General features: G+C 59.3%; 11 protein-coding genes. 5 read left to right on the forward strand and 6 right to left on the reverse strand.

Annotation, left to right across the window (positions count from 1 at the left end; genetic code table 11):
* Positions 1 to 2 precede the first annotated feature (2 nt).
* The 4 genes from AC3IT6_RS24825 to mrcB all read right to left on the reverse strand — a co-directional run bounded on the left by AC3IT6_RS24825 (position 3) and on the right by mrcB (position 5618).
* Entirely contained in the window at positions 3 to 1727 is a 1725-nt protein-coding gene (locus AC3IT6_RS24825) for an acetolactate synthase 3 large subunit (protein WP_008053903.1), read from the reverse strand.
* A gap of 483 nt (positions 1728 to 2210) precedes the next feature.
* Positions 2211 to 2546, reverse strand: coding sequence for a YqcC family protein (locus tag AC3IT6_RS24830; protein WP_046041827.1), 336 nt, complete (start codon positions 2544 to 2546; stop codon positions 2211 to 2213).
* Positions 2546 to 3283 carry a tetratricopeptide repeat protein gene (locus AC3IT6_RS24835; protein ID WP_489353433.1) on the reverse strand — a complete coding sequence of 246 codons (738 nt, stop codon included), beginning with the start codon at positions 3281 to 3283 and terminating at the stop codon, positions 2546 to 2548. Before AC3IT6_RS24835 ends, AC3IT6_RS24830 begins: the two co-directional genes overlap by 1 nt.
* Positions 3284 to 3299: 16 nt before the next feature.
* Positions 3300 to 5618 (reverse strand): penicillin-binding protein 1B, encoded by a 2319-nt coding sequence (gene mrcB, locus AC3IT6_RS24840; protein WP_489353435.1) that lies wholly within the window; start codon positions 5616 to 5618, stop codon positions 3300 to 3302.
* A gap of 116 nt (positions 5619 to 5734) precedes the next feature.
* Between mrcB and AC3IT6_RS24845 the strand changes: the two genes are divergently transcribed.
* From AC3IT6_RS24845 to AC3IT6_RS24860, 4 genes are all read left to right on the forward strand, one after another.
* Positions 5735 to 7291: a bifunctional aminoglycoside phosphotransferase/ATP-binding protein gene (locus tag AC3IT6_RS24845; RefSeq protein WP_489353437.1), complete on the forward strand. Its 1557-nt coding sequence runs from the start codon at positions 5735 to 5737 to the stop codon at positions 7289 to 7291.
* Between the two features lie 91 nt (positions 7292 to 7382).
* Positions 7383 to 7727: a pentapeptide repeat-containing protein gene (locus AC3IT6_RS24850; protein WP_223446830.1), complete on the forward strand. Its 345-nt coding sequence runs from the start codon at positions 7383 to 7385 to the stop codon at positions 7725 to 7727.
* Between the two features lie 247 nt (positions 7728 to 7974).
* Entirely contained in the window at positions 7975 to 8247 is a 273-nt protein-coding gene (locus AC3IT6_RS24855; RefSeq protein WP_108216473.1) for a TfoX/Sxy family protein, read from the forward strand.
* Between the two features lie 480 nt (positions 8248 to 8727).
* On the forward strand, positions 8728 to 9045 hold the full coding sequence (locus AC3IT6_RS24860) for a Rieske (2Fe-2S) protein (protein ID WP_489353440.1): 318 nt from the start codon (positions 8728 to 8730) through the stop codon (positions 9043 to 9045).
* Here AC3IT6_RS24860 and sfsA read toward each other — a convergent pair.
* Together sfsA and AC3IT6_RS24870 are read right to left on the reverse strand one after the other, a co-directional pair.
* The gene (gene sfsA, locus AC3IT6_RS24865; RefSeq protein WP_489353442.1) at positions 9042 to 9755 is read right to left on the reverse strand and encodes a DNA/RNA nuclease SfsA; all 714 of its coding nucleotides are present in this window, start codon (positions 9753 to 9755) and stop codon (positions 9042 to 9044) included. The genes AC3IT6_RS24860 and sfsA overlap by 4 nt on opposite strands.
* Entirely contained in the window at positions 9755 to 10927 is a 1173-nt protein-coding gene (locus tag AC3IT6_RS24870; RefSeq protein WP_489353444.1) for a pyridoxal phosphate-dependent aminotransferase, read from the reverse strand. The genes sfsA and AC3IT6_RS24870 overlap by 1 nt, the downstream gene beginning before the upstream one ends.
* Positions 10928 to 11260: 333 nt before the next feature.
* Here AC3IT6_RS24870 and dksA point away from each other — a divergent pair, with 333 nt between their 5' ends.
* Positions 11261 to 11701, forward strand: coding sequence for an RNA polymerase-binding protein DksA (gene dksA, locus AC3IT6_RS24875; RefSeq protein ID WP_007971100.1), 441 nt, complete (start codon positions 11261 to 11263; stop codon positions 11699 to 11701).
* Positions 11702 to 11714: the final 13 nt, after the last annotated feature.

The raw sequence follows: 11714 nt of genomic DNA on the forward strand, positions 1-11714 counted from the left end.
GATTAGGTACGCTCCGTCTTGCTCAGCCACATATCGCGCATGGAGCCGTCTTTGATCTGCATCGGGTAGACGTGCTCGCTGGTATCGACCGAAATATCGATCACCACCAGGCGATCTTTCATGGCGAACGCTTCTTCCATCTTCGACTTCAAATCTTTCGATTCAGTGATGCGCACGCCAACGTGGCCATAGGCTTCAGCCAGCTTGACGAAGTCAGGCAACGACTCCATGTAGGAGTGCGAGTGACGGCTGCCATAGCTCATGTCCTGCCACTGGCGAACCATACCCAGAACACCGTTGTTCAGAATGACGATTTTTACCGGCAAACCGTATTGCAGACAGGTGGACAGTTCCTGGATGTTCATCTGGATACTGCCTTCGCCCGTTACACAGGCAACGTCGGCATCCGGATAGCTCAACTGAATGCCCATGGCCGCCGGAAAACCGAAGCCCATGGTGCCCAGGCCGCCGGAGTTGATCCAGCGGTTCGGCTTGTTGAACTTGTAGTACTGGGCAGCAAACATCTGGTGCTGGCCCACGTCGGAGGTCACAAAGGCGTCGCCATTGGTCACTTCGCACAGGGTTTCGATCACGGTCTGAGGCTTGATTTTGCTGCCGTCGCCCTTGTCATACGGGAACAGACCGCGATCACCGCGCCACTCGTCAACCTGCTTCCACCAGCTGGCAACGGACTCCTTGTTCGGGGTCTCGCCGATTTCCTTGAGGATCGCGACCATTTCGGTCAGGACACTCTCAACCGGACCAACGATAGGCACGTCGGCCTTGATGGTCTTGGAGATCGAAGCCGGGTCGATGTCGATGTGAATGATCTTGGCGTTCGGGCAGAACTTCGACGCGCCGTTGATGACACGGTCGTCGAAACGCGCGCCGACAGCGAGGATCACGTCAGCATGGTGCATCGCCAGGTTGGCGGTATAGCTGCCATGCATGCCGAGCATGCCGATGAACTGACGGTCGGTGCCAGGGAAGCCACCGAGGCCCATCAGGGTATTGGTCACTGGCAGGTTGAGCATCTTCGCCAGTTCGGTCAGTGGTGCGGAACCACCGCCGAGGATCACGCCGCCGCCCGAGTACAACACAGGGCGCTTGGCCGCCAGGAGCATTTCTGCCGCCTTGCGGATTTGACCGGAGTGACCGCGAACAGCCGGGCTGTAGGAGCGCAACTTGGCTTTTTTCGGGAAGACGTATTCGAACTTCTCGGCCGGGTTGGTCATGTCTTTCGGAATATCGACGACGACCGGACCAGGACGACCGGATTGCGCCAGGTAGAACGCCTTCTTCATGACTTCCGGGATTTCCGACGCGTGCTTGATCATGAAGCTGTGCTTCACGATCGGCCGGGAGATACCGATCATGTCGGTTTCCTGGAACGCATCGGTACCCACCATGGTGCTAGGCACCTGGCCGGAAATGATCACCATCGGAATGGAGTCCATGTAGGCGGTGGCGATACCGGTGATGGCGTTTGTTGCGCCAGGACCGGAAGTCACCAGTACCACACCGGCTTTACCGGTGGCACGGGCGTAGCCGTCAGCCATATGGGTAGCCGCTTGCTCATGACGAACCAGGATGTGGGTCACTTCCGGTTCTTTGAACAGGGCATCGTAGACATGAAGAAGAGCACCACCCGGGTACCCGTAGATATATTTGACGCCTTCGTCACGCAAGAAGCGGACGAGCATCTCACCGCCAGATAAAAGCTCCACGTTGCTCACCTCTAAAACGCCAGAATACCGCCCACGAAAAATGGGACGGGTCTTAATAGGTTTACTTCTCGGCAGAGCATGAGCGACGGTGGTCGCCGACTACGTCAGCACTGACTGAGCAAGTATTGGGATCGTCCCAAGTGTTGCGGGGCTTTCCCACCCAGCGCGAGGTAACGCGTTGCGGGTGTAACAGGTCGACGCGGATATGCGCCTCATGATCTGCTGAGAGGGTCTGCTTCTGGCAGTCCCTGTACAGCGGACTTTGGATTCTTCTGTTTCGTCCTTCGCAAGTCAAGTCGTCTATGTGCTTTATTCTACTAAGCACATGAGAACGCAAGAAAAAACCCGTAAATCAGCCCTGTGTTAGCTTCGATTGCGCAACTTTTGGCAAAAAATTGGCACGCGCATGCACTTACCCAGCAACGGCCGACAAAATAGAGGGATATTGTGAACAACTGCCAGCGGACGCTGGCAGCTTCTGGCTCAGCGGGACGCGGTGATCAGCTGATCAAACTGCTTGAGCAATACCTGCAACTGCCGATCCTTGCCCTGGACATTGCGCCCGGCAAAGACCATTTCAGCCATTTCCTGAATGCCCGAAGCATTGGGTAGCGGCAAATCCTGCTCGAGGATCATCTTCATGCGTGGCAGGAAGATCCACTGCAGCCATTGCTCGAAATCCAGTGTGTCGACCGAAAACGGCTCGACACTGGAAAGCGCTTCGGCAGAGGGCGGGACTTCATCCCACCACCCTTGCACCCGCAGCTCGCGCTCGATCAACAACAGTTGATCGGCGATTTTCAGAAAGCGCGCATCCATCACAGCGTTACCTTGGCCTTCTGACGAGCCAATGCCGCGCCCTGGGAGTCGCCCTGCTTTTCGCGCGCCTGGCCAATCAGCGCCCACAAGTTGGCCTGAAGGGCTGGACGGCCATTGGCAAGGGTCAGCCCACGGCGAGCGAACTGCTCGGCCTGGGCGGCATCGCCCTGAGCCATGCGCACCTGCGCCAGACGGTAAAGCACCTGCGGCTCACGCGGTGCAACGCGCTGGGCGCGCTCGAGGCTGGAGGAGGCACCATTGAGATCACCGCTCGCCTGTTGCTGTTGAGCGGTTGTCAGCAAAGCCAATACCGGGCCGTCCAGCTGCTCGTCGGCAGAAAGCCCGCCCGAACTGGCCGACGGAATCCCGCTTGGCGACGACGGCATGCTGTAGCTGCCCTGATTGATCGGCGCCGATTGGACCGGCGACGTGTCAATCGGCCCCGGCGTGATCGGACCCGGGGTGATCGGCGTGGTGCTGATCGGCGTCGACGTCGTTGCCGCGCCTGGCACCATCACCACTACGCCGCTGTCACCTTGCGGAATCGCCTGGGTCTGCGACTGACCTTGCGCAGGACGCTTGACGGTCGTCTGGCGGAAACCGCCATTGGCCGAGATCCGCTCACTGTTGGACACGGCGGTGCCGGAATCCACAACCGGAATCGAGCCACGTTGTACGCTAGAGCAACCGCTGAGCAAAGCTACGGCGGCAACCGCTGGAATCAACCACTTGTTCACTTGAAACCCTCTTTGCTTAATTCATCCAGCCCTTGACCCAGTCCATCACCGACTCGGCAGGGTTTTCACCACCGCAAGCGGCACCGGGAGGTGGTTCGCTGCCGCGAATATACGGCATCTGCACGGCACCCGGGCAACCGGCGTCAGAACCTTGCCCGGTTCGCGAATCCACCCAGGCCTGAACGATATTGTCTGGCTGCGGCATGTCCAACGGCAACGGGTCGGCCTTGCGCATGAAACTGGTCCATACCTGCAGGGCCCCGGTGGCGCCGGTGAATGGCGTCTTGCCGTTGTCGTCGCGCCCCAGCCAGACCACCGCCAGCAAGTCCTGGCTGAAACCGGCAAACCAACTGTCCCGCGAGTCGTTACTGGTACCGGTCTTGCCCGCCAGGGTCAGAGTCCTTGGCAACACGCTATAAACCGAGCTGCCGGTACCTTCACGCATCACCCGCTGCATGGCGCTCTGGATCAGGTAAATGGAGGCCGGATCGAAACGCTGCTGAATCTGGAACGGATAACGCTTGAGCGGCTCGCCCTCGGCAGTCAGCACGCTACGAATCCCGCGCATCGGCGTATTGAAGCCGCCGTTGGCGAGGGTCTGGTACATGGTCGCCACTTCGATTGGCGTCATGCCGCCGGCCCCGAGCAACATCGACGGGAAGGCCGGGAATTCACGCGTCACACCCAGGCGCTCCACCGTCTTCAATACGTTCGGCACACCGACCGCCAAACCGAGACGCGCGGTCGACAGGTTGTAGGAATGCGCCAGGCCTTGATAGAGGAAGACCGTACCGTGAGAACGACGATCGTAGTTCTGCGGTTTCCAGACCTGACCATCCGCGCCTTTGACCGAGAAGGATTCGTCCGACAGCCAACTGGTCAATGTGTACTGGCTTGGTTTCTCCAGTGCGGTCAGATAAACCGCCGGCTTGATCAGCGAGCCGATCGGCCGTACCGCATCCAGCGCCCGGTTGAACCCGGCAAAACTGGCCTGGCGACTGCCGATCATGGCCTGCACTTCACCAGTCTCCGGGTTGGTCACGACCATTGCCGCTTCGACGTCATCGGAACCCTTGCGCCCCGCCAGACGCTTGAAGGTGTCATTGACCGAGGCTTCAGCCTTCATCTGCAGGATCGGGTCGAAACTGGTGAAAATCCGCAGGCCTTCTTCGGTCAAGTCTTCGTCGCGATAGTCTTCGCGCAACTGACGTTTGACCAGATCGAGGAAGCCGGGGAACGAGCTGTCCGCCAGACTGCCACGCTTGGTCACGCCCAACGGCATTTTCTTCGCCGCCTCAACCTGCTCGGCAGTCGCAACGCCCTGCTCTTGCAGCACATCGAGTACCAGGTTGCGTCGCTCAAGAGCACGCTCCGGATAACGACGGGGGTTATAGGCAGAAGGCCCTTTGACCATGCCCACCAGCAGTGCGACTTGATGCAGCTTGAGCTCGGCCAGCGGCTGGCTGAAGAAGAACTGGCTGGCCAGACCGAAACCGTGCACCGCACGCTGACCGTCCTGCCCGACAAACACCTCGTTGAGGTAAGCCTCAAGGATTTCGCGCTTGTCGTAGTGCAGTTCAAGCAGCAGCGCCATCATCGCTTCGGTGAGTTTCCGGTTCAGGCTGCGCTCGTTGGTCAGGTAGAAGTTTTTGACCAACTGCTGAGTCAGTGTACTGCCGCCCTGACGCATGCGGCCGGACGAACCGTTGACCCAGACTGCACGGGCGATCGACTTCGGCGAAACACCAAAGTGATGATAAAAATCACGGTCCTCGACCGCCACCAACGTTTCAAGCAGGTACGGTGGCACCTGATCGATCTTGATCAGGATCCGGTCTTCGAGGTTTTTCGGGTACAGACCGCCGATCAGCAGCGGTTCCAGGCGCACCACCGACAGCTTCGAGCCTTTTGCCCCCGCCAACTCGGCCACGTAATCGCCGGAGAAACGCACCCGCACCGGTTGCGCCTGCTCCATGCCTTCATAGAACTGGAAGCCACGGGTGTTCAGATCAACGGTATTGCCGTTGACCGACGCCGCACCCGGACCATTGGCCACGCTTTCACGGCGATAGCCCAGGGCATCGAGTTCGGTCAGGAAATCATCCCGGCTCAGCTTCTGTCCGACGAACAGCTCGAGCGGGCGCGCGTAAACCTTGGCCGGGATGGTCCAGCGCTTGCCGGAGAACTTCTCCTGGACGATTGCATCAAGGTAAACGGCGAATCCGGCCAGCACCACCAGGGCGACCAGACTGAGTTTAATGGCCCAGCCCAGCCACGGGCGCAGGCCCCTGGAGGGTGGTTTTTTCGGGGTGCGGGGAGTTCGAGTACGAGTCATGGCGGCGGATTATACGCACTTTATTCATCCTCAACAGGAGCGCTCCGAGGTTTGCGTCGAGCGGACTTGCGGCCATAATGACGGCCTTGAATTTCCCCGACTCTGAAGGATCGCCTGTGAGCCAGTCCCTGATCGCTGCCCTGCAAAACCCTGCCCTCTACCCGCATCCTGTAGAGGGATTCCAGGTCATCGAGACCCATATTTCCTGGGTACTGCTCACCGGCCCCTATGCCTATAAAGTGAAGAAGCCGGTCAATTTCGGTTTTCTCGACTTCACCAGCCTTGAGGCTCGCGAACACTTTTGCGCTGAAGAACTGCGCCTGAACCAGCGCCTGACCGACGATTTGTACCTCGAAGTCCTGCCCGTCACCGGCAGTGCCGAGGCTCCGCAACTGGGTGGCGAAGGCCCGGCCATCGAATATGTACTGAAGATGCGCCAGTTCCCGCAAACCGGCTTGCTCAGCACCCTGCAAGCCAATGGCGAACTGACCACCGCGCACATCGACGAGATGGCCGAGCAAATCGCCCGTTTCCACCTCAGCGCACCGAAAGTGCCGGCCGGGCACGAAGCCGGCACCCCGGACAGCGTCATGGCGCCGGTGCGGCAGAACTTCGAACAGATCCGTCCGTTCCTCAGCGACAAAGCCGACCTGTTGCAACTCGACGCCCTGCAAGCCTGGGCCGAAAGCAGCTTCGAGCGCCTCAAACCGCTGTTCGCCCAGCGCAAGGCCGATGGCTTCATTCGTGAATGCCACGGTGATATCCACCTGGGCAACGCAACCGTGATCGACGGCAAGGTCGTGATCTTCGACTGCATCGAATTCAATGAACCGTTTCGCTTTACCGACGTTTATGCCGACACCGGCTTCCTGGCGATGGACCTGGAAGATCGCGGCCTGAAGTGCCTGGCGCGTCGCTTCATCAGCCAGTACCTGGAGCTGACCGGTGACTATCGCGGTCTCGAACTGCTGAACTTCTATAAAGCCTACCGCGCACTGGTCCGCGCCAAGGTTGCCCTGTTCAGCATGCCGGCCGACGCCACTGCGGTGCAGCGCGCCACGACCCTGCGCCAGTACCGCAACTACGCCAACCTGGCAGAAAGCTACAGCACCATTCCTTCACGCTTCATGGCCATTACCTGCGGCGTTTCCGCCGTCGGCAAGAGCCATGTCGCCATGCGCCTGGTCGAAGCCCTGGGCGCGATTCGCCTGCGTTCCGATGTTGAGCGCAAGCGCCTGTTCGGCGAGCAAACCGTCGAGAATGATGTACAGGCCGGCATCTATAGCGCCGACGCCAGTGCGGCGACCTATGCCCGCCTGCACGAAATCGCCGACGTCATTCTGCGTGCAGGCTTCCCGGTGGCGGTCGATGCCACTTACCTCAAGCGTGATCAGCGTGACAGTGCCGCAAAGGTGGCCGAGGCCACGGGCGCACCCTTCCTGATCCTCGACTGCAATGCGCCGCAGGCCGTGATCGAAAGCTGGCTGGCCATGCGCCAGGCAGACAAGAAAGACCCGTCCGACGCCACCCTGGCTGTTATCGCAGCGCAGCAAGCCAGCCGTGAAGCGCTGACACCCGCAGAAATCCTCTGCAGCAAGCGCGTCCAGACCAATGAAAGCGGGACGCTCGATACCGTTGTCGCGCAAATTCGTCAGCGCCTTCCGGGCCTGTAAGGAAGTTTTTCAGCCGTGAAGCCTCCGCTGGCTTCACGGCTGTCAAATAGTGGCACTATACTGGCGTCATAAAACCAACAGGTGATGCGACATGAGCCAGCCGAAACTTCTCGACACACCGCTTTATGCCCTGCTGCACAAAGACGACATCAGAGGCTTCAACAGTGAACGCCCCAAGGATGGCCCCATCGACATGGCGGGTGGAGATTTCCGGGGGTTGGACCTGCGCGAGCTGAATGCCGACGGTGTGGATTTCAGCAACGCCTACTTCCGTTCCGCCGACTTGCGTGGCATCGATTTTCGCAAAGCGAACCTGGAAGGCGCGAGCCTGGCCCACGCGCAAATCTCCGGTACGTACTTTCCGGTGGAACTCAGCGCCGACGAAATCCTGATGTCGATGAACTTCGGCACGCGATTGCGTTATCGCACCCGCTGACCAACGTCGCTGACTGACACGTCCAGCGCCCTTGGTTGCGCTGGACTGTGGGGGGATGCTCACCCGTAACTCCTGATTCTTCCCCACCTCTTCCCACCGCGTTCGCGGACTTTTCACGCTCTGCCAACACTCGTTTCTTAGAAGCATTTGCGTCGAAAACGAGCAAACAATCACGCTTTTCCTACTGATGGCTACACTCCTCAGAAGATTGCCCACGCTCTCCATTCGGCCATCGCAAGGAGGCTTGATGAATGATGAACTGCAACACCTGAAGAATCTTGGCAAGACGTCAGCGCAATGGTTGCATGCCGTGGGCATCCATAGCGCTTCGGACTTGCGTCGCCTCGGGGCGGTGGATGCTTATCGGGCCGTGCGCACGCGCGGTTTTCGGGCGTCCAAGGTGTTGTTGTACGCAATTGAAGGCGCCCTGATGGACGTTCACTGGAACGACATTCCTGCCGAGCGCAAGGAAGCGCTGAACAAACAACTGGAAGCCATCTCTACACGACACAAGATTTGATCCGACAAATACTTCTATAGCTTTGCAACCTGAAACCCAATGATTACGGGGCCTGCAGACGCAAATCCGGCAAATCGCAAAGAAATCGAAAAACAGCGGTTGACTTGGTAATGAGAATCGATATGATTATCACAACTGGTCGCGAGACTGGTCGATATTCTGAAAAGCCCTTGGTTCGGACTCTCGGATTATCTCCTCATCAGGCTAATCACGGTTATTTGACCCGGCTCTTGCCGGGTCTTTTTTTGCCTGTGGAAAAGTACTGGCAGGATGCGGCGATGGGTGCTCCACGCAGATCACGCTGACGCGGGTGTCAGGCGCATAAACAGCTTTCTCTGAAGGTTTCCCGGGCATCGAATGATCAGGCCAAGTATCCTCGACGATAGGCACTTGCCCCCGACGGGCAAGACGGCCAATTGATAGCATTTAACCGTCAAGCTTGGACATATCCGGTCACGAGCGGCGGGACCGAGGATAGACATGAAGTTGCTTTGCGCAGGTGCCGAGCTGGTCAATGACAGCAGTCGCGGGTTCGACATCGATGGCCAAAAGTTTTTTGCGGTGCGCCGCAGCGGCCAGGTTTACGTCTACATCAATCGCTGCCCGCACCGGGGCGTTGCCCTGGAGTGGCATCCCGACCAGTTTCTCGACCCCAGCAACAGCCTGATCCAGTGCGCCACCCATGGCGCACTGTTCCTGATCGAAGACGGTGAATGCGTCGCCGGCCCTTGCGCGGGGCAAGCCTTGACCGGCGTGACCTGCCGCGAGGATGAAAAGGGGATCTGGATCAGCCTTTAACCACCCGGCAACACGTCCAGACGCCGGTCGACCAACATTTCTTCGTGGCTCAACCGCACACCGTAAGCCAATACCTCGACCCCGCAGGCGATAGCCTCACGCAAGGCCTGCGCATAAGCCGGATCGATTTCCTGCGCCGGGCGCACAGCCTCGATGTCGGTCAGGCAAACACAGTACAACTGCACCGCGCGAATACCGTCCCTGGCCAAGTGCGCCAGCTCCCGCAGATGCTTGGCGCCACGCTGGGTGACCGCATCGGGAAACGCTGCCACCGCCGTACCGTCGAAGCCCAGGGTCACGCTTTTGACTTCGATGTAGGCAGGCCCTTCGGGGTAATCGAGGCGGAAATCGATACGACTGTTTTCCTGACCATAAGCCACTTCGCGCTTGAGCCCGGTAAACCCGTTCAGCTCGGTGATGACGCCCGCCCGCAGCGCCTCCTCGATCAAACCGTTGGCGCGGGCGGTATTCACGCAAAACAGCCGCCCTTGCGGGGTTTCACCGATCTCCCAGGTGCCAGGCAACTTGCGTTTCGGGTCGTTTGAGCGACTGAACCAGACCTGCCCGCCTTCGACCTGACAATTGAGCATCGAGCCTGTGTTCGGACAGTGAATGGTCAGCAATTCGCCGCCAACGGTTTCGATATCGGCGAGAAAACGCTTGTAACGTCGGATCAGGCGCCCTTCTTCGAGGGGAGGATGAAAACGCATCAGCCTTGCCAGCTCCGCAACCCACGGGCAATGCGCTCGACTGCCTCCTGCAAACGCGCGAGGTTTTGCGTGTAGGCGAACCGCACATGGTGCCCGGCCTGATATCGCCCGAAATCCAGCCCCGGGGTGAATGCCACATGTTCGGTTTCGAGAAAATGTTTACAGAACGCGAAGGCATCGCCGCCGAACTTGCTGATATCGGCGTACAAGTAGAACGCCCCTTCCGGCTCCACGGCAATGCCGAAGCCCAATTCGCGCAAGGCCGGCAGCAGGTAATCCCGGCGCCGGCCAAATTCGGCGCGACGCTCTTCGAGAATGCTGATGGTTGCCGGCTCGAAACAGGCCAGTGCAGCGTGCTGCGCCATGCTTGGAGCACTGATGTAGAGATTCTGGGCGAGCTTTTCCAGCTCACCGACGGCCGCGTCGGGGGCCACCAGCCATCCCAGCCGCCAACCGGTCATCCCGAAGTACTTCGAAAAACTGTTCAGAACGAATGCACTGTCGTCGACTTCCAGCACGCTGGCCGCATCGGTGCCGTAGGTCAGTCCGTGATAAATCTCGTCGACCACCAGATGACCGTGGCGCTCCTTGATCGCGACAGACAGCTTCGCCAGCTCGTCGCGGGTCAGGATCGTGCCGGTGGGATTGGCTGGCGACGCCACCAATGCGCCGACGCTGTCGTGGTCCCAATGACGCTCGATCAGGCCCGGCGTCAATTGATAACGCACATCCGGGCCGACCGGTACCAGTTGTGCCGCGCCTTCGACCAGTCGCAGGAAGTGCCGGTTACACGGGTAGCCCGGGTCCGCCAGCAGCCAGTGCTTACCGGGGTCGACCAGCAAGGCGCTGGCCAGCAGCAGCGCGCCGGAGCCGCCAGGCGTGATGAGGATGCGCCGCGGGTCGATGTTCAAACCATAACGCTGCTGATAAAAGCCCGAAATGGCCTCGCGCAGCTCCGGAATGCCGCGTGCGGCGGTGTAACGGGTCTTCCCCGCTGTCAGCGCAGCCTGGCCGGCCTGGATGATCGGTTCGGCGGTGGTGAAGTCCGGTTCGCCGATTTCCAGGTGAATCACATCGTGGCCGGCGGCCTGCAATTCATTGGCCCGCGCCAACAACGCCATGACATGGAACGGTTCGATCGCGCGACTGCGGGCACTGTAGGGCTGAGCCATTGGCCATCCTTCAACGGAAAAAAAACCGATTCTACCCAAGCGCAGGAACGAGCGAGAACCTAAAGCGGTCAGAGGCCTTGTAACCCCGATCACAAACGACTCAAGCGCGCGCGCAAGGTTTGACTAAAATCAATAATTGAGCAGGGTTCCAGAGCCACCAGACAACGGTTTGTCATCATTTGCAAGCACCATGTGCCGCGAGCTCGACATCCGGGAGTAGCGCGGCCCGAGTTGATCTGGTAAGTTCGCCCGCTTGCAGCCGCAGGGCCGGCAGGTGCCGGTGATGGAGCAATCCTGCGCAGATGGATTACAAGAGTAGAGGCGGTCTATTTCATGTCCACCCAAGCAAAGCAGCAAAACCAGGCGATCAGCGGCTTCGAGCCCTATGTTCAGAAAGCCGGCGAAGAGTACATGGGCGAGCCCATGCGCAAGCACTTCACCAAGGTCCTGAATCAGTGGAAGAAAGAGCTGATGGAAGGTGTCGACAAGACCGTGGACCACATGAAGGACGAAGCGGCCAACTTTCCTGATCCGGCAGACCGTGCCAGCCAGGAAGAGGAATTCGCCCTCGAACTGCGCGCCCGCGATCGTGAACGCAAGTTGATCAAGAAGATCGACAAGACACTTCAGCTGATCGAAGACGAAGAGTACGGCTGGTGTGAATCCTGCGGCATCGAGATTGGCGTCAAGCGCCTCGAAGCGCGTCCTACCGCCGACCTGTGCATCGACTGCAAGACCCTGGCGGAAATCAAGGAAAAGCAAGTCGGCAAATAATTGCGACTTGAAC

This window comes from Pseudomonas sp. KH_017 (assembly GCF_057840285.1).